Annotated in this window: 13 protein-coding genes; 10 read left to right on the top strand and 3 right to left on the bottom strand. The window is 69.9% G+C overall.

The annotated features are described in order from the left end of the window. Positions 1-118 precede the first annotated feature (118 nt). Positions 119-1,417, bottom strand: a complete 1,299-nt coding sequence (gene aceA, locus D0T12_RS26990) for an isocitrate lyase (protein ID WP_117402796.1) — start codon at positions 1,415-1,417, stop codon at positions 119-121. 149 nt (positions 1,418-1,566) lie between these two features. Here aceA and D0T12_RS26985 point away from each other — a divergent pair, with 149 nt between their 5' ends. From D0T12_RS26985 to D0T12_RS26975, 3 genes are all read left to right on the top strand, one after another. Next, the gene (locus D0T12_RS26985) at positions 1,567-3,003 is read left to right on the top strand and encodes a helix-turn-helix domain-containing protein (protein WP_117402794.1); all 1,437 of its coding nucleotides are present in this window, start codon (positions 1,567-1,569) and stop codon (positions 3,001-3,003) included. 116 nt (positions 3,004-3,119) lie between these two features. Then, the gene (locus D0T12_RS26980) at positions 3,120-4,103 is read left to right on the top strand and encodes a glucosyl-3-phosphoglycerate synthase (RefSeq protein ID WP_117402792.1); all 984 of its coding nucleotides are present in this window, start codon (positions 3,120-3,122) and stop codon (positions 4,101-4,103) included. A gap of 52 nt (positions 4,104-4,155) precedes the next feature. Continuing rightward, positions 4,156-5,385, top strand: a complete 1,230-nt coding sequence (locus tag D0T12_RS26975; RefSeq protein WP_117402790.1) for an acyl-CoA dehydrogenase family protein — start codon at positions 4,156-4,158, stop codon at positions 5,383-5,385. A 262-nt stretch (positions 5,386-5,647) separates the two neighbouring features. On the opposite strand, the gene D0T12_RS26970 is transcribed toward D0T12_RS26975, so the two are convergent. Beyond that, positions 5,648-6,052 (bottom strand): hypothetical protein, encoded by a 405-nt coding sequence (locus D0T12_RS26970; RefSeq protein WP_117402788.1) that lies wholly within the window; start codon positions 6,050-6,052, stop codon positions 5,648-5,650. 995 nt (positions 6,053-7,047) lie between these two features. Between D0T12_RS26970 and D0T12_RS26965 the strand changes: the two genes are divergently transcribed. The 3 genes from D0T12_RS26965 (at position 7,048) to D0T12_RS26955 (ending at position 10,306) form a co-directional block, all read left to right on the top strand. Further along, positions 7,048-8,007 carry a NucA/NucB deoxyribonuclease domain-containing protein gene (locus D0T12_RS26965; RefSeq protein ID WP_117402787.1) on the top strand — a complete coding sequence of 320 codons (960 nt, stop codon included), beginning with the start codon at positions 7,048-7,050 and terminating at the stop codon, positions 8,005-8,007. Between the two features lie 445 nt (positions 8,008-8,452). Next, a complete protein-coding gene (locus D0T12_RS26960) occupies positions 8,453-9,436 on the top strand; it encodes an AraC-like ligand-binding domain-containing protein (RefSeq protein WP_117403020.1) in 984 nt (327 codons plus the stop codon). Between the two features lie 225 nt (positions 9,437-9,661). Then, the gene (locus D0T12_RS26955; RefSeq protein ID WP_158581644.1) at positions 9,662-10,306 is read left to right on the top strand and encodes a Clp protease N-terminal domain-containing protein; all 645 of its coding nucleotides are present in this window, start codon (positions 9,662-9,664) and stop codon (positions 10,304-10,306) included. Positions 10,307-10,395: 89 nt separating this feature from the next. Here D0T12_RS26955 and D0T12_RS26950 read toward each other — a convergent pair whose 3' ends face one another. Beyond that, the gene (locus D0T12_RS26950) at positions 10,396-13,548 is read right to left on the bottom strand and encodes an AfsR/SARP family transcriptional regulator (protein WP_158581643.1); all 3,153 of its coding nucleotides are present in this window, start codon (positions 13,546-13,548) and stop codon (positions 10,396-10,398) included. A 291-nt stretch (positions 13,549-13,839) separates the two neighbouring features. Between D0T12_RS26950 and D0T12_RS26945 the strand changes: the two genes are divergently transcribed. From D0T12_RS26945 to D0T12_RS26930, 4 genes are all read left to right on the top strand, one after another. Next, a complete protein-coding gene (locus D0T12_RS26945; RefSeq protein WP_117402781.1) occupies positions 13,840-15,270 on the top strand; it encodes an FAD-binding protein in 1,431 nt (476 codons plus the stop codon). Further along, positions 15,267-16,301: a Gfo/Idh/MocA family oxidoreductase gene (locus tag D0T12_RS26940; RefSeq protein WP_117402779.1), complete on the top strand. Its 1,035-nt coding sequence runs from the start codon at positions 15,267-15,269 to the stop codon at positions 16,299-16,301. The genes D0T12_RS26945 and D0T12_RS26940 overlap by 4 nt, the downstream gene beginning before the upstream one ends. Positions 16,302-16,371: 70 nt before the next feature. Next, positions 16,372-17,565 carry a hypothetical protein gene (locus tag D0T12_RS26935; RefSeq protein ID WP_117402778.1) on the top strand — a complete coding sequence of 398 codons (1,194 nt, stop codon included), beginning with the start codon at positions 16,372-16,374 and terminating at the stop codon, positions 17,563-17,565. A gap of 141 nt (positions 17,566-17,706) precedes the next feature. Further along, positions 17,707-19,083, top strand: coding sequence for a UDP-glucose dehydrogenase family protein (locus D0T12_RS26930; RefSeq protein ID WP_117402776.1), 1,377 nt, complete (start codon positions 17,707-17,709; stop codon positions 19,081-19,083). Positions 19,084-19,104 lie beyond the last annotated feature (21 nt).

Genomic DNA, 19,104 nt, shown 5'->3' with positions numbered 1-19,104 from the left:
GGCCGAAATTAATGATCTTCCAGCGCCGGAACCTCGGATCGTGCCGTGAAGCCCGGAAGGCCCCCGCGGATGTGGACGCGGGGGCCTCCGTCGGGAGAGGAGCCAGAAGGGCCGGAGGTCAGTGGAACTGGCCCTCTTCGGTGGAACCCTTCAGCGCCGTGGTGGACGAGTCCGGGTTGATCGCGGTGCTGACCAGGTCGAAGTAGCCGGTGCCGGCCTCGCGCTGGTGCTTGACCGCGGTGAAGCCCTTCTCCGCCGCCGCGAACTCGCGCTCCTGCAGGTCGACGTAGGCGGTCATGCCCTCCCGGGCGTAGCCGTGGGCCAGGTCGAACATGCCGTAGTTGAGCGCGTGGAACCCGGCGAGGGTGATGAACTGGAACGTGTAACCCATGTGACCGAGCTCACGCTGGAACTTCGCGATGGTCGCGTCGTCCAGGTGCGCCTTCCAGTTGAAGGACGGCGAGCAGTTGTAGGCCAGCATCTGGTCGGGGTACTCGGCCTTGACCGCCTCGGCGAACCGGCGGGCCAGCTCCAGGTCCGGGGTGCCGGTCTCCATCCAGATCAGGTCGGAGTACGGCGCGTACGCCTTGGCGCGGGCGATGCACGGCTCGATCCCGTTCCGGACCCGGTAGAAGCCCTCGGCGGTGCGGTCGCCGGTGATGAAGGCGCGGTCGCGCTCGTCCACGTCCGTCGTGATCAGGGTCGCGGCCTCCGCGTCGGTCCGCGCGATGATCACTGACGGCACGCCGGAGACGTCGGCGGCGAGCCGGGCGGTGTTGAGGGTCTTGACGTGCTGGGAGGTCGGGATGAGGACCTTGCCGCCGAGGTGACCGCACTTCTTCTCGGAGGCGAGCTGGTCCTCCCAGTGCACGCCCGCCGCACCGGCGGCGATCATGCTCTTCATCAGCTCGAAGGCGTTCAGCACGCCCCCGAAGCCCGCCTCGGCGTCGGCCACGATCGGCGCGAGGAAGTCGATGTGGTCCTCGTCCTCGCGCCCGTCCGACTCGGCCCACTGGACCTGGTCGGCGCGCAGCAGCGCGTTGTTGATGCGGCGCACGACGGCCGGAACCGAGTTCGCCGGGTAGATGCTCTGGTCGGGGTAGGTCTGGCCGGCGAGGTTGGCGTCCGCGGCGACCTGCCAGCCCGACAGGTAGATGGCCTTCAGGCCCGCCTTCACCTGCTGGACGGCCTGGAGCCCGGTCAGCGCGCCGAGCGCGTGGACGTAGTCCTCCTCGTGCAGCAGGTTCCAGAGCCGTTCGGCGCCGCGACGCGCGAGGGTGTGCTCCTCCTGGACCGAGCCGCGGATCCGCACGACGTCCTCGGCCGTGTAGGTCCGCTCGACGCCCTTCCACCGCGGGTCGGTCTGCCACTGGCGTTGTAGCTCTTCCGCTGTGCCCTTGAGGCGACTGTCAGTCATCACATGCCCTTCCGTGTCGTCCCCTGGGTGCTTGTGGTCGACTATGCCCCGACCGAAACCTTCCGACTAACCGGTCGGTTACAGAAGAACTGCGATATTTCCGCTATCATGAATCTGTGACGACCTTGCGGCCAGAAGAACCCCTCAACTTGACGAGAGACGTGGATCTCGTCACGTTCGGCCAGCGGCTCCGGCATCTGCGCCGCGCCCGCGGGATGACGCTGTCGGAGCTGGGCGCCCGCGTCGGACGCGCCCCGTCCCAGCTGTCGCTGCTGGAGAACGGCAGGCGTGAGCCGAAGCTGTCGCTGCTGCAGTCCCTCGCCACCGCGCTGGAATGCCCGGTGGAGGAGCTGCTACGCCGCCAGCCGCCGAGCCGCCGCGCACAGCTGGAGATCGAGCTGGAGGAAGCGCAGCGCGACCCGCTGTACCGGACGCTCGGGCTGTCACACCTCAAGGCGGGCAAACGCCTGCCGAATGAGGCGATCGAGCACATTCTGGCACTCTACGGTGAACTGCGCCGCAGCCGGACCAAGCCGACCGCGAGCCCCGAGGAGGCGCGCAAGGCCAACGCCGAACTGCGCCGCCAGATGCACGAGCGGGGCAACCACTTCCCGGACATCGAGCGGATCGCGTCCCAGACCCTCGACTCCGTCGGCTACCGGCGCGGCGCGGTGTCGCAGGGGCTGCTGATGACGCTGGTCGGCCACTTCGGTTTCAGCCTCCAGTACGTCCAGGACCTGCCGCGCTCCGTCCGGTCCGTCACCGACCTGCGCAACCGGCGCATCTACCTGGAGCGCGAACAGCTCGGCATGCACACCCCCCGGACGATCCTGCTGCAGACGCTCGGGCACATCGCGCTCGACCACGACCAGCCGCGCGACTTCGCCGACTTCCTGCGCCAGCGCGTCGAGGCCAACTACTTCGGCGCCGCGATCCTGATGCCCGAACGCAGCGTCGTCCCGTTCCTGGAGGAGGCCAAGGCCGCGCGGGAACTGTCCGTGGAGGACCTGGCGGACGTCTTCTCCGTCTCCTACGAGATGGCCGCGCACCGCTTCACCAACGTCGCGACCCACCATCTCGGCCTTCAACTGCACTTCACCAAGAACGACGAGAACGGCACCATCTACAAGGCCTACGCCAACGACGGCCTCGCCTTCCCGCAGGACGAGGACGGCGCGATCGAGGGCCAGCGGATGTGCCGCGAATGGGCCGGACGGCACGTGTTCGGCGCCGCCGACCGGTTCTCCGTCTACTACCAGTACACCGACACCCCGAACGGGACGTACTGGTGCCTGTCGCACATCGACCCCAGCCATGAACGCGACTTCGCGATCACGTTGGGCGTCCGGTTCGAGGACTCGCGCTGGTTCCGCGGCCGCGAGTCGACCCGGCGCCGCCGGTCGTCCTGCCCGGACGGCGACTGCTGTCAGCGGCCCCCCAAGGAGCTGTCCGACCGGTGGGAGGGCATGGCCTGGCCGTCCGCCCGCGCGCACTCGCACGTGCTGTCCGTCCTGCCGCCCGGCGCGTTCCCCGGCGTCGACGAGGCGGACGTGTACGAGTTCCTGGACCGGCACGCGGCCGAATGACCGCCCGGTGAAACCACCCGGGTGAATGTTTTGGGAGGATCTGGCGTTCCTTCCCTAGAGGAGGACGTCCGGTTACGGACGTCCGAATCGGGACGATCCGCACGGGAGGAGAGCGCGTGCTGCCCGAGGTCGCGTCGTGGTCGGCCCGCCGCACGAGTACGGCCGCGGACTGGCCGCCGCGCCTGCTGCTCGCAGCCAAGAGCGACACCAGGATCAGCGTCGTGCTGCCCGCCCGCGACGAGGAGGCGACGGTCGGCGCGATCGTCGCGGCCGTACGGACCGACCTGGTCGAGCGGATCCCGCTGGTGGACGAGATCGTCGTGGTCGACTCCCGATCCGCCGACCGGACCGCGGCCGTGGCCGCCGCCGCGGGCGCCGTCGTCGTCGCGCAGGACGACGTCCTGCCCGAGCACGGCCGCATGTCCGGCAAGGGCGAGGCGCTGTGGAAGTCCCTCGCCGTCACCTCCGGCGACCTGATCGTCTTCGTGGACGCCGACCTGCGCGAGTTCACCTCCTCGTACGTGACGGGACTGCTCGGGCCGCTGCTGACCGACCCGTCCGTCGGCTACGTCAAGGGCTGCTACGACCGTCCGCTGATCGACGGGGACCGGCGCGTCGAGGACGGCGGCGGCCGCGTCACCGAACTGGTCGCCAGGCCGCTGATCAACCTGCACTGGCCGCTGCTGGCCGGAGTGATGCAGCCGCTCGGCGGCGAGTACGCCGGGCGCCGCGGCCTGCTGGAACGGCTCCCGTTCGTCACGGGGTACGGAGTGGAGCTCGGCCTGCTCCTGGACGTCTTCCAGGACTCCGGCCTGGACGCCATCGCCCAGGTCGACCTCGGCCGCCGCGTCCACGCGCACCAGTCCACCGAGGCGCTCGGCGCGATGTCCGGCCAGATCATGCTGACCGCCTGGTCGCGGCTGGAACGCCACGGCCGGATGATCCCCCTGGAGGCCCCGGCGACGGCGCTCACCCGTTTCCGCCGTGGCCCGGACGGTCACGACGCCCGCACCGTCGACGTCGCCGTCGGCGAACGGCCCCCGATGGTCGGGATCCCCGCCTACACGGCCGCGCGCTCGTACTCGTCCGGTCGCGGATGACCGTGGTGCTACCGTTGGTAACAGTGTTGTTGGACAAAGGGGTCGACGAGTCATGACGGGTGCCGAGCCGACGCCGTTCTCGCTGGAGCCGAGCGAGGACGTCCGCGAGGTCAGGGACTGGGTCCACGAGTTCGCCAGGGACGTCATCCGTCCCGCCGCGCAGGAGTGGGACGAACGCGAGGAGGCCCCCTGGCCGCTGATCCAGGAGGCGTCCAAGATCGGCCTCTACTCCCTCGACTTCTTCGCCGCCCAGTGGTTGGAGCCGACCGGTCTCGGCATCCCGGTGGCGTTCGAGGAACTGTTCTGGGGCGACGCCGGAATCGGCCTGTCCATCGTGGGCACGTGCCTCGCGGCCGCGTCCGTCGCCGCGACCGGCACGGAGGAACAGGTCGCCGAGTGGGCCCCGCAGATGTTCGGCACCCCGGACGACGTCCGCCTCGGCGCGTTCTGCGCCTCCGAACCCGACGCCGGAAGCGACATCGGCGCCATCCGCACCCGCGCCGTGTACGACGAGGCGAAGGACGAGTGGGTGCTGAACGGCGCCAAGACCTGGGTGACCAACGGCGGCATCGCCGACGTCCACATCGTCGTCGCCTCCGTCCACCCCGAACTCGGCAGCCGCGGCCAGGGGAGCTTCATCGTCCCGCCGAACACCCCGGGCCTGCGGCAGGGCCAGAAGTTCAAGAAACACGGCATCCGCGCCTCCCACACCGCCGAGGTCGTCCTGGACGACGTCCGCCTCCCCGGCCGCAACATCATCGGCGGCAAGGACGCGTTCGACGAGCGCGTCGCGCGAACCCGCGAGGGCAGGAGCGCCAAGGGACAGGCCGCACTGAAGACGTTCGAGACGACCCGCCCGGCCGTCGGCGCGATGGCCCTCGGCGTCGGCCGCGCCGCCTACGACTATGCCCTCGGGTACGCCCGCGAACGCGAACAGTTCGGCCGCAAGATCGGCGACTTCCAGGCCGTCGCGTTCAAACTGGCCGACATGAAATGCCGCCTGGACGCCGCCCGCCTCATGGTGTGGCGCGCGGCGTGGATGGCCCGCACCGGCAAGGACTTCGAGAACGCCGAGGGCTCGATGGCGAAACTCATGGCGAGCGAGATGGCCGTGAACGTCACCGAGGAGGCCGTCCAGATCCTCGGCGGCAACGGCTACACCCGCGACTACCCGGTCGAACGCATGCACCGCGACGCCAAGATCTTCACCATCTTCGAGGGCACCTCGGAAATCCAACGCCTGGTCATCGCCCGCACCCTCACCAACCTCCCCATCCGTTAGCGGTTGACCTGCACGAATAACCAGGACCTCGGTCACCCTCGCCGGGCATCCACGCGAACTCCGCGACTACGGGCCGTCGAGGTCACCCTGTTCCACGCCGGGTCGTCCGATGAATTGCCGCGGCGACGGACACCGAACCGGGCCGAGGTTCGAGCGGTGGAGTAGTTCCGCGTCCCCGCCGTGATGGTCGCGACGATGCGGCATTACCTGGAGCACAGACTGCGAAGGGGAAGCGGGCCGAGCGGTCTCTTCGGCGGCTCGGTCAGCGGGGTGACCATCCCTGGTCGGCCAGCTGAGTTCGGATGAGCGCGATGATGGCTCGATCCTCCTGGACCTCGTCCGCGCTGTCTGGATCGCCGCTGCCGGCAGTGACGGCCGACCAGGTCTCCAATGCCGACAGCACAAGCTCCCACTGGGCACCAGTCATGGTCATCGTCGTTTTCTGGCCGGGAGCCGGCCAGCTCTCGAAGCCCTTCGCATCGTGCGGCCAGCCCGGGATCTGATCCCAGCCGGCCTGGCGGATGCTGGACCCGAGGTCGACCACACCCCTCGGGTCGCCTTCCTGGGCCTCGGTGATCACCTCGTTGTCCATCGTGGCATCGATGATCAACCATTGCCGAGTCTCCATCTGCACCCGATAGCCGGCCCGGTCCGAGGAAGAGTCCATCGGTTGATGGTCGTCGCCCCAAGACCAGCGCGTCAACCGAACACGAGGGCTTGACCGAGACCCGCATATTGGAGCGGAGCGGTTCGGCGAGATCCGTTACGACAACCTTAAGGCGACGGTCGCGCAGGCCCCGGTCCGCGTCGCAGGTCGTCGGGAGGTTTGTGAGCCGTTCGATGCGGGGCACCGTCTCGTCCGCCGCCGCCCGTTCCGGTGCGAGCAGCATGACCGAGCTTGCCCACGGTCTCTCGTCGTGCCGATTCCGCCGACCGAACGCGACAGTGCGCGCGGACTAAACAGGTGTGCGCTCTCCCGTAACGACATGCTCGGCCGCCTCCTGCATCCTCTGATGAGAAAGACGCGAATGACAAGGCCAAGAATGGCGCTTGAGCGTTTTCCTCGCGATGGGAGTGCTCGTTGTCGTGTAGAGGCCCGGTAGGCATCGTGTGAACGGCCGGGTCCTACCTCTGGTCTACCGCGGATTGACGATTCTTCCGATCCGCTGATGCTCATTCGACCTTAGATCACTGGAGATTCGCGCGGGCAGTGTGATCGCGGACGCCGTGAGATATGCGCGCGTTCCCAGCCCCTGCCGTGGCGATTGTTCTCCGCTATTTCGATCCCCGCTTTGAGGAGTACTGCGTATCGTGACGACCCTTGGTGTACTCGCCCGCGTTCGGCGCCGGATCGAGAGACGGGCGGCCATCGGCGCGGTGGTGGCGCTGGTCGCCGGACTGTGTCTGGCCGCCCCGCCCGCCACCGCCCAGACCCCGGTCTCGGCGCCCGCGCCGACCCGCCCGTCCTTGCCGCCTTCGGGGCCGCCCCAGTCTCGGCCCGTCTCGTCCACCGACACCTGCCCCGAGGTCAAGCGGGACCTCGCAGAACGCGCGGTGTCGTCGAGGGGTGGCGCTGACGCTCGGGCGTTCTGTGTGACTCCCGTCCGCACCCCCGGGCAGCGTGCCCTGCCACAGGCTCAACGCCCTTCCGCCCGTTCATCAGTGCCCTCACCCGCGCCACGCGCCGGTGAAACCCCCCGTCCGGGGATCAAGGCCATCCAGCCGCTGCCGAGCTGGTGCTATGAGCATTACAACGACGGCAAGTGGTGGTTCACCCGCACCCAGGCCTGCCGCATCGTCCGCCTCAAGATCGACCTGGTCTACCGGGACACTTCCGGGGTCACGGTGCGGGGCGGGATGACGGTGAACCAGTTCAGCTACCTCTACACCTCCGCTTCCCTGACCAACTATCAGTTCCAGATGCAAATGGGTGTGCTCGACGCGTGGGGTGAAGCAGCCAGCGGAGCAAAACTTTCGGCCAACGCCTCTTGCAGCCCCTTCACCCTCTGCAAGGTCATCCATCACGACTTCCCCGACCAACCGCTGAGGGCAGGTACTACCGTCGGTGGGCATATCGGTCTCGACACCTCCGACCGCATCCGGCAAGGCGGCTACGGAACCAAGCTCACCCATAACACCAGCCTCTTCTGGGCAGTCGAGAAGCCAGGGGTCGCGAGCGGCACCGGCATCGAGGGGAGGATCTTTCTCCGGTGTGACGACGCACTTCCTGCCGACAACAACACCTCGCCCGGCTGCGTCGTCCGCGAGTACACCCCGACCCTGTACTACCCGATGGCAGGTCCCCTTCCGGAGGTCGCCCGGCATATAGCCGACGCGGTCAACGCAGGAGCCCCCAACGCTCTGGAACGCCTGACCGACAAAACCCTCAAGGACAAGAACCGTGCGGTCTCCTGCCCACCCAGCCAACCTCGCCCCCCGGGCAAGAGTTGCGACGAATATCCCTTCGCCTCCACATGGCAAGGAGCCGCCACAGGAACCAACCCCACCAGCGCCCGCATGATCGATGCGACACAGAACGAACTCGGCGGCAGCGCGCTGAACACCTTCTACCGTGAGAACCGGGTCCTGGAAAAGGACTGGTTCCACGTCCGCACCCCCTGACCACTTCCACCGAACGGCCGGTCACCGCTCGCCGGTGACCGGCCCGCCCACTTTCGGATTGCAAAGTTCACCACCAGGGTCCATTGAGAAGCGGTCAACCTCCCGGTGACGACCTGTTCGGCGGGCGGCCAGCCTTTCGCGCCGGTGTCGCCCGGTGTCCAGTGCGCCACCTGATCCAGGCCCGTACGGCGGATGGCCCTCCCCAGGTCCGCGACCCCCTTGGAATCACCGCGGTCCGCTTCCACGCGCACTTCGTTGTCGATAAGCCATCGAGAACTGCCACTGTCGAACGATTATCCGAACGGCATGGCCAGGAGAAGGCGCCGACATGACGCGCCGTCGTCGCGGACCGCCGCACGAACGTCGACGTCCACAGGCGGTTTGCTTTGGCGATCTTGTCGGGGGATGCTGGATCGGTCCCGTGGCGACGACAATGTGGTGGGTCATGGACGTGATCAGCACCGCCGAGGTGGGGGCGGGGGAGCGGTTCGCCTTCTGGCGCGAACTCAACGCGAAGCTCTGGGCGCCCTACGAGTTGCGCTGCGACCCGGGGTTGGAAAGCGACTTTCGAGCGCAGGTCGGCGTCAGCGAGTTCGGCTCCGTGCAGGCGACACTGATCACCACGGTGCCGCACTCGGTCCACCGGACGCCCAAACTCATCCGGCAGGCCGATCCCGAGGTGTTCAAACTGGGCTGCCTCGTGCGCGGCGGCGCCACGATCACTCAGGACGACCGGCAGGTGGAGTTCGCGGCCGGAGATCTGATCCTGTACGACCCGTCGCGCCCCTACGTCGCCGAGTTCACGTCGGACGTTCCCGGGGGCCAGCAACTGCTGCTTCTGCGGTTCCCGCGCTCGCTGCTGCCGTTACCGCCGCGAGAACTGCGGCGGCTGAGCGCCGTGCGCATCCCGGGCGCCCGCGGCGTCGGGGCGCTGTCGTCCCAGTTCCTCCTGCAGCTCGCCCGGCACATGCACGAACTCAGCCCGGCGGACACCGCGCGCCTGTCGACCCTCACACTCGATTTGCTGACCACCGCCCTCGCCGATGCGCTGGACGTTCACGGCGCGGTGCCACCCCACACCAGGCGGCGGGCTCGGATGACCCGGATCCACGCCTTCATCCGGGACAACCTGGGTGATGCGGGGCTGACGCCGGATGCGATCGCCGCTGCTCACCACATCTCCCTGCGCTACCTGCACCGGCTGTTCCAGGAGGAGGGGCGTACCGTCGCGGGCCTGGTACGCGAACTACGCCTGGAGCGGTGCCGGCGTGACCTGGCCGATCCCCGGCAGGCCGACCGTCCCATCCAGACGATCGCGGCCCGGTGGGGGTTCACCAGCGCCGCCCATTTCAGTCAGGCGTTCCGCGGCGCCTACGGCATCTCACCGCGCGAGTACCGCCGGCAGAGCGCGGCCGTGCGCGCGAACTGAACAGGTGGACGCACCCGCAACGCCAGCCCGGTAGCCGGTTCCGGAACTTGTGGGCGGGCTGGTGCCGAACTTGCCGTGGGCGGTTAGGCTGGCCGGTAGTGGCGGTTGGACGTTCCGCCCGCTCCGAGCCGTAGGTGCCTACGCCACCCGGCGACGAGGACAAGGTCCACCGGATCAGCGTTCCCGACTCCTGACCGTCCGTCTCATTCCGGCGGTGTGCGTAGGGTGCCGCTTGAGAGGACCGAGACCATGGTCAAGGACTCCGCCCGCAAGAGGACCATCAGGGCGCGCATGGCGGAAACGGGCAAGAGCTACACCGACGCCGCCCGCGAGCTGGATCAAGAGGCCGCCCGCCGTCGGCGCCAGCCGGTCATCATCTTCGAGTGGTTCAGCGGGCTCGCGCACGAAGTCGTCGAGCGGGCGCGCGAACACGCGCGGTCGTCCGGGCACGACGCCGTCGGCACGGAGCATCTGCTGCTCGGGCTGACCGATGACAGGGCCGGCGACCTGGCCTTCCAGATTCTGGACGACCTGGCGGGCACGGCGGAGGCCGTGCGGGCGGCGGTCGTCGCCGCGACACCCCCGCGGCCGGCGACCTCGGAGAAGGACGTTCCCTGGAGCGAGAACGCCGCGTTCGTGCTGGGGCGAGGCGCCGACCGGCAGCGCGACAAGACCGGGCACGGTCACGTCGGGCCCGAGCACATCCTGCTCGCCCTGCTCGCTCTCGGCGACTGCCGCGCCTGCCGGATCCTCTCCGGTATGGGGATCACCTCCAAGGCCGTCAGGACCGAGGTCGTCGACCGGCTGAACGCCATGGGAGTGATCAGCCGCTACCACGACCAGCCCACGCAGAGGGGGCCGGGAGCGTAGCGGCGCAGGGCCTGCGCGGAGACGGGCCTCCTGGTTGCGGTGGACAATTCGGTCGTCCAGGAGGCCCGGTCGCGGGGGAGCGGTGATCGTTACCGGCCTCCGTGTCCGCTGACGCTGCCGAGGCCGTCAAGGAGGGCGCGTACGTCGTCGGAGTCGGGGACGCCGAGGTCGGTGTAGGCGGTCAGGGCCTGCCGCCAGTTCGCGGCGGCCTCGCGGTCGTGGCCGAGGTCGTGGTGGACGTGGGCGATGCCGTCGAGGGCGCGCGCCAGTTCGTATCCGGTTCCGATCTCGGTGGCGAGGACGAAGGCCTCGCGGTGATGGGTGAGGGCGCGGCGCGGGTCGCCCGCGCGGCGGGCGGTCTCGCCCAGGCCGTTGAGGACCTCGTTCTCCAGCGGACGGTTCGTCGTCGAACGGGCGAGGTCGAGGGCCCGGTGAAGATGGCCGATCGCCTCGTCGTGGAGCCCGAGCCGCATGTAGACGGTGCCGAGCCCGCAGAGCGCGGACGCGCGGAGCACGCCGTTGGAGGTCGTGTGGGCCAGGTCGAGCGCCTGGTCGAGGTGGGCGATCGCCTCGTGATGGTGTCCGATCCGTCCGTGCAGGGCGCCGAGTTCGTAGAGCGCGAAGCCCTCGAAGAGACGGCTCGCGGTGGAGCAGGCGGAGTCGAGGCCCCGCTGGAGGTGGTCGATCGCCTCGTCATGGCGTCCGATCCGCCCGTAGACGCCGCCGATCTCGGCCAGGACGAACGGGTCGCGCCTGAAGTTGCCGGTCTCGCGGGCGAGCGCGAGGGCCTGCTTGTAGTGGCCGAGGGCCTGGTCGTAGCGTCCCTGCCCGCGGCGGATGGAACCGAGTCCCTCCGACACCCGGCACTGGAGGGTGAGGTCGCCGGTCTCCAGCGCCGCAGCCAGCGCACGCCGGTAGTGCGTGAGGGCCTCGTCACCGCGCCCCAGATGCCACAGCGTCGGACCGAGGTTGCCGAGGATCCGGCCCTGCAGGACGCGGTTGCCGGTCTCGCGGGCCAGGGCGAGGGCCGCCTCGTAGTGCGCGAGGGACTTGTCGTTGCGCCCGTGGTGCCGGTGGAAGAGCCCGAGATAGTGCAGGGCCTGGCCTTCGAGGTCCCGGTCGCCGATGCCGCGTGCGGTGGTGAGCGCCCTGGTGTACACGTCGAGGGTCTCGTCGTGGCTGCCGCGGTGCTCGAAGAAGCACCACAGGGTGTTGGACAGGTCGGTGACGTGGGTCGGCCAGCCGTGCTCGGCGGCGTGCGCCACGAGGGCGGGCAGGTTGGGCCGTTCGGTCTCCAGCCAGGCGATGGCCTGCTCGGAGTCGGCGAACGCCGGGGCGGGCGTCGTGGAGGCCGGGACGCAGGGCAGGTACGCCTTGTCGTAGCAGACGACCGCGTTCATGGCGAGGGCGGCGGTGTGGCGGTAGTGGTCCAGCACCCGGCCCAGGGCGTCGTGCCGGTCGTCCTCGCCGACCTCGCGGCCCGCGAGGTGGACGGCGTGCAGCCGGAGCAGGTCGTGGAAGCGGTACCGGCCCGCGGTGGGCTGCTCCAGGAGGTGGAAGTCGACGAGCTGCTCCACCAGCCGGTCGGCGTCCTCCAACGCCATGTCCGCGAGGGCGGCGGCGGTGTGGAGGTCGAAGTCGGCGCCCGGGTACAGGCCGAGGAGCCGGAACACGCGCCGCTGGTCGGCGGTGAGGTGCCGGTACGACAGGGCGAACGCGGCGGCGACGCCGCGGTCCCCGACGGTGAGCTCGGTGAGCCGCCGCTCCTCCCGCAGCCGCTCGATGAGGTGCGTGACGCTCCAGACGGGACGGGTGCGCAGGCGCGCCGCGGCGATGCGGACCGCCAGCGGCAGGTACCCGCACACCCGCACCACCTCCTGGACGGCCGCGAGGTCGGCCCGGGCGTGCGCCTCGCCCGCGACCCGCGTGAAAAGCTCGGTCGCGTCCCGCGGGGGCAGGACGCCGAGCGACAGCGTGTGCGCGCCTTCCAGGTCGGGGAGTCGCCGACGGCTGGTGACCAGAACCAGGCAGCCGGGCGTGCCCGGCAGCAGCGGCCGCACCTGGGCGGAGCCGGCGGCGTTGTCCAGCACCACCAGGACCCGGCGCCCGGCGAGCTGGGAACGCCACAGCGCGGCCCGTTCCTCCGCCCGCCCGGGGACCTTGTCCCCGGGGACGCCCACCGCGCGCAGCAGCGCGTCCAGCGCGGCGGCCGTGCCGAGGGGCTCCTGGTCGGCGGTGTGGGCGTGCAGATCGATGTAGATCTGGGCGTCCGGGTAGCGGTCGGTCAGGTCGTGGGCGACATGGACGGCCAGGGCCGTCTTCCCGACGCCCGCCATGCCGTCGATCGCGATGACCGCCACGGCGCCCGCCCGGTCCTCGCCGGCGGGCAGCGCCGCCCGGATGCGCTCCAGCTCGGCCGCGCGGCCGGTGAAGTCGCAGATGTCGCGCGGCAGGAAATGCTGGGGGCAGGTGGTGGAAATTCGCGGTGCGGAGAGTTCTTCGTCGCCGGTGAGGATCCGCTGATGCAGCCGTTGCAGATCGGCGCCCGGTTCGATGCCGAGTTGGTCGATCAGGACGCGCCGGGCGTCCTGGAACACCTGAAGCGCTTCGGCCTGGCGTCCGGCACGATACAGGGCCAGCATGTAAAAGCCGATGAGCCGTTCTCGTAGTGGATATTCCGCCACCCATTGAGCGAGTTCGGCGGAGAGTTCGTGGTGCCGGCCGATGGTGAGTTCCAGGTCGGCGAACTCCTCCAGCACGGTCAGGCGCCTCTCCTCCAGCACGGCGCGCTGCGGGTCGAGCGCGGGGCTCTCCAGACCGGCGAGGGCCGGGCCGCGCCACAGCGAAAGGGCGGCGCGGAACTCGGTGGAGGCCTCGTTGAGCTGCTGTTCCGCGACGTACCGGCGGCCCCGAGCGACCCTGTCGTCGAACACGGACACGTCGAGGGCGTCGGCGGCGACGTGCAGGCGGTAACCGTCCTGCCCGACCGGTAGGAGCCCGGCCTCGCCGACCCCGTTCAACGTCCGCCGCAAATCGGAGACGATGTTGCGGACCTGTTTCCGCGCGGTCGCGGGCGGGTTCTCGCCCCAGGCCGCGTCGATCAGGCGGGGCAGCGGCACGACACGATCGGCGGACAGCAACAAAGCGGTGAGAACTTTCTGGTGGCGCGCCGGCCCGGGGTCGACCGAATTTCCTTTGTCCCGAATTTCCAGCGGGCCGAGGATCTTGAAATTCAAGGTCATTCCTCCATGGGTCTTGATATTTCCCCATCCCACACCTGTGCCATGACCGCAGCAAGCGGAACAGATTTCCTGGCCGTTTGCTGCCAGAGAGTCATCCGGCGGCGTCCGGCGGACGAATACCTCCCGTAAGGCACCGGTGCGACGACCGGATACGGCGGAGCGTAGGCGCCCGGGCACCGAACGTGCGGACGTGTGTCGCGCCGCCTCCGTTCCGGTGTCGTCCTTCCGGAGCGGGACGCCGCGAGGACGGGACCGGGACGGGACGAGGACCGGACGCCCCACGCTTCCCACATGACACATCAGCGCACATCGGACAGGTGGCAGGTGCTCGTCGTCGGGGCGGGGAACGCGGGCCTCTGCGCGGGCATCGCGGCGTTGCAGGCGGGGGCGCGCGGAGTCGCGGTCGTCGACTCCGCGCCACTGCGGCTCCGCGGCGGGAACAGCGCGCTGACGAAGAGCATGCGCTTCTCGTGGGACGACAGAGCGTTCGTCGGCACGCTGCTCCGAGATCCGGACAGACACCGACTCGACGAGATCCTGGCCGGATGGTCGGGATACGGCGAGGAGCAGTATCTCCACGACTGGCTGGGGGTGTCCGGCGAGCGCGTCGACCGTCCCCTGATCGAGTCGATCATCCGCCGCTCGAACAGCGCCACCGCGTGGATGCGGGAGTTCGGACAGCGGTGGGAACCGAGGTCGAACCCGCTGCCGGGCGACGTGCCCGTGGTCTTCGAGGGCGGCGGGCAGGGCCTGCAGTCCCGCAACTTCGCCGAGTTCGAGCGGCTCGGCGGGACCGTCCACCACGACAACACCGTCACCCACATCGAGCGGGACGCCCGCGGCGGCTATCTCGTCCAGGGGTCGGGGGAGGCGCTTCCCCTCCACTGTGACGCGCTGGTGCTGGCCTCCGGCGGCTTCGAGGGGAACCCGCAGAAGCGCGAACGTCATCTGGGCGACCGGTGGCGGGACGTGAAACTGCGGGGCGTGCCGTTCAACGACGGCGCACCGCTGGAGGCGGCGCTCGCGCTCGGCGCGGACACCGCGGGGAACTGGACGAAGTGCCACGCCACGCCGCAGGGCGTCGGGCTGCCCGACCACGTGCTCCCCGGGCAGATGCACCAGTCGCACGGGCTGGCGCGTTACGCCCACACCCTCGGCATCGTCGTCAACCGGGACGGGCGCCGGTTCTTCGACGAGTCGGCGGGGTTCAGCAACCTCACCTACGTCTCGCTGGGACAGAAGATCATGGACCAGCCGGGGAAGATCGCCTTCCAGGTCTTCGACCGGCGGGTGCTCGACACCGATGCGCTGCCCGCGGGCTACCTCAGCGACCCCGCCGCGGTGACCGTGCGGTCGCTCGACGAGGGCGCCCGGCGGTTCGGCATCGACGCCGAGCGGCTCACCGCCGAGGTCGACCGGCTGAACACCGCGCCCGCCGGGGCCGTGCGGGCGCACAGACGCCTGGACTCGCCCCCGTTCCTGTTCGTTCCCGTGGTGAGCGGCCTGACGTTCACCTACGGCGGGCTGTCGGTGACCCCGAACGCCGAGGTCCGTGGCGGGGGAGAGCCGATGGGGGGCCTGTACGCCGCCGGAGTGATCGTGGGCGGGCTCTACGACGAGGGCTACCCGGCCGGCACGGGCCTCATGGCGGGCGCCGTCCTGGGCCGCGCGGCCGGAAGTTCGGCCGCCGCCCACGCGCTCCGGGCGGTGAGGTCGGCGTGAGGGTCGTGGTCGTCGGGAACGGGACGATCGGATCGCGGCACGCGACCTACCTCCGGGAGGCGGGCCACGAGGTCGTCACGGTCGACCCCGCGGGCGGCGCGGATCACGACCGGACGTCGCGGGTGCCCGATCCGGCACGTGTCGACGCCTGGATCGTCGCCACCCCGACCGCCGCCCACCTTCCGGTGCTCGGCGAGATCCTGCGGCGCCGACCTGACGCGCGGGTCCTGCTGGAGAAGCCGGCCTGCTATCCGACGGAGATCGCCGATCTCGCGCGGCTGGTCCGCCGGCACCCGAGGTCCCGGACCGTGGTCAACGACATCTACGGCCACAGCGGGGCCGTGCGGCGGTTCGCGGAGTCGGTGCGGCTGCACGGCGGAGCCGACCCGATCAGAAAGGTGACCGTCGAGTTCACCAAGAACCGGGAGCTCGACGTCGCCAACGGCAGATTCGTCGACACCCAGTACGGCGAGGCGGGCTACGAGTACTTCCACATGCTCAGCCTGCTCCGTTCGATTCTCCCGGCCGACCTTTACGGGACGTACCTGCGGACGGTTCCCGCCCAGGTCACCCCCGAAATGCGGGTCAAAACGTCGGCGGAGAACCTTCCGGAGATCGAGTTGTACGCGTCCTCGACCGGTGTCATCGGCCATCCCGAACTCGCGGGCTTCGCCTTCTCCGACCCCGCCGCGAAGCGTCACATCACCCGTTCGCTCATTCCCTACGGGGAGAACCTCAGATACCGGTTCGCGGACGTGGAACTCATGTCGGGAAAACACATAACGCTCGTCTTCGAGGTTCATTACGGCGCGGACGCCGAATACAAGAACAAACATGCCGTCCATATCAGGGACGCCGTGTCATGGCGGCACTTCCTGATCTCGGGAAACCACTTCAAGGAGGCGTTGCTGCTGCAACTCGACCTGCTCGGTAGGGCGATGGAGGGAACCGCCCTGTTGCGACTGCCCGAGCATCGTTTCCTCGCCGGACTCGGGTGGGCCACGTCCACCGTTCTCTGCCATTCCCTCTAACGACGCCGGCACGGCGGCGCCCGAGGAAACAACGAAAATCGATCAGAATTCAGACGATGGGAAACATGTAATGACGCAGATGACCCAGAACTGCGCCGAACTGCTACGGCTCACCGCCGGCACGCTGGGCGAGGTCACCGACGAACAGACCGCCCGGACCCGGCTCGCGGGCCGCATCGGAACCGACGAGTCCGCCTACGAGGAGTTCGGCCGGGCGTGCCGGTTCGAGAGCCCCTACGTGGCGAGCTGGGTCCACGGCCCCGGCGAGAAATGCCCGTACCTGTCGCTGGAACTGGCCGCCGCGGAGCTGGACGACGACCGCTACCGCGCCACGCTGGCCGACATCGTGCTGTCCACCTCGACGGCCATCCCGTACGACTACCGGGCTCTCGCCGCGGACGAGCTCCTGCGCTTCGGCCCCGGCCCGTTCACCGGAGACCTCGAAGAGGCGGTGGACTCCTACGAACCGCTGGGGCACCGCACCACCGAGACCAAGCTCGGGGTCACCACCGACGGCATCGACCACCTCTTCGAGATTCCGGACACCGCCGCGGGACGGATCGACGTCCTCACCGCCGCCAGCCGGGCGAAGACGCTGGAGAGCCGCTTCCTGCTCGCGCGGCGCGTCCTCGGCCGCGCGCCCCGGGCGGAGGCGCCCGCGTCCGAGGCGGAACGTCTCATCCTCGACGACGCCGGCACCGGCATGATCTCGCCCTCGGACTACCTGGTCCCCTGGGACCAGGAATTCCCCGGTGCGGACGGCGCCGCCGCGCTCACGCTCGCGGAACTGATGCGCATCGTTCTGCTGTGCCCGGAGTTCAAACTCCCCGACGCCAGGGTGCGGCCCGTCCTGGTGGACTTCTACCGGTCGGTCCTGCGAATCAGCGGACGCTCGATCATCGGCCTTTCCGCCGGGGTCTTCCATGTGGAGCACGGGACGCTCACCACGCCGTCGTACTACTACCAGGGACGCGACGCGATTCTCGGCAAGGGACTGGTGATCGACTGCGTCGGCGGCGCCATCCTGCAGAGCGGCTCGTTTCTCGGCGGCGGGTTCATGCCCATTCTCATCCACACGCACAAGCACATCCGCAAGAGCGGTGAGGCCGGGGCGTCGGAGCGCAAGCGCATCCTTCCGTGCATTTTCGTCGCCGAGGAGGGCGCCCGGTTCCCGATGGACGCCATCGGCCTCTTCGAGACGGTCGACTACCTCGGAAAGGACACCCCGCACGAGGGAATCCGGGCACTTCCACTGAACGAGTAGCCGCACCCGGCGCCGGACGAACCCACCCGACTCGCGCCGCCCCGCGACCGAGCCCCCTCCCCGGGCCCCCTCACCGAGCCGCACCACCGGAACGCACGGTCGGGCCTTCCCTCGGTCGCGGGACGGCGAAACAACGAAGGGATGACTGAAGTGTTCGAGTCCAATGTCGCCGTGGTCGGCGCGGGCCATGTAGGTCTGACGACGGCGGCGTGCCTGGCGTCACTGGGACACCGGGTCGTGTGCGCCGACGTGGACGTCGCGAAGGTCGACGGTCTCGCCCGCGGCCAGACCGGCATCCGGGAACCGGGCCTGAGCGAGCTCGTCGCGGACGGCCTCACGACCAGCCGGCTGAAGTTCGTGTTCGGCGCGGCCGCCGCGGCCCCCACCGCCGACGTCGTCTTCCTCTGCGTGCCGACGCCGATGGGAACCGACGGGGCCGCCGACCTCACCGCGGTGGAGGCCGCCGTGCGGGAGATTCGCGGCCTGCTGCCGTCCGGTTGCGTCGTGGTGAACAAGTCGACGGTCCCGGTGGGCACGGCGGCGCGCACCGCCGAACTGCTGGACCGGGCGGACGTGGCCGTGGCCTCCAACCCCGAGTTCCTCCGCGAGGGGTCGGCGGTCGAGGACTTCCTGAACCCCGACAGGATCGTGATCGGGGCGCGGGACCCCGGCGCCGCCGACCGCGTCGCCGCCCTGTACGAGGGGCTCGGCGCGCCCGTCCTGCGCACCGGCTGGGCGAGCGCGGAGATCACCAAGTACGCGTCCAACGCCTACCTCGCGACCCGCCTGTCCTTCGTGAACAGCATCGCGGAGCTGTGCGAGCGGGCGGGCGCCGACATCGGCGACGTGACCCTGGGCATGGGGCACGACCGGCGGATCGGCACGTCGTTCCTGCGGCCCGGCCCGGGGTGGGGCGGGCCGTGCCTGCCGAAGGACACCCACGCCCTGCTGCGGTCCGCGGAGGCGCTCGGCGGGGAGTTCCCGCTGCTGCGCGCCGCGATCGACACCAACGCCAGGCAACGGGACCTGGTGGTCGAGCGGGTCCGCGAGGCGGTGGGCGGCCGGTTCGCCGGGGTCCGGGTCGGCCTGCTCGGCCTGACGTTTAAGGCCGGAACCGACGACGTGCGGGACTCGCCCGCCCTCGCCGTCGCCGCGCGGATGGCCGCCGAGGGCGCGGAACTCGTCGCCCACGACCCCGCCGTCCCCGGCCCCCTACCCGGTGCCCTGTCCGATGCTCCGCCCGGTGACAGGGACCGGATCCGCGTCGTGGAGACCGCCTACGCCGCGGCGGACGGCGCGGCGGCGCTCGTCGTCCTGACCGAGTGGCCCGAGTTCCGCGACCTGGACTGGAAGCGGATCGCCGGGCTGCTGCTCGGCGAGTCCGTCATCGACACGCGGAACGTGCTGGACGCGTCCGTCCTGGACGAGGCGGGCCTGTCCTGCCGGGGCGTCGGACGTCCCGCGCCGCGCGACCCCGACCTCGCGGCGCGCAGGCCAGGCGGTGTTGTCGCGGGGTAACACCGCCGATACCGTGCTGTC

The organism is Actinomadura spongiicola (assembly GCF_003432485.1).
GTDB classification, from domain to species: Bacteria; Actinomycetota; Actinomycetes; order Streptosporangiales; family Streptosporangiaceae; genus Spirillospora; species Spirillospora spongiicola.
Note: the sequence above shows the minus strand (reverse complement) of the source record. Positions and strands in the feature narration are given on the sequence as shown.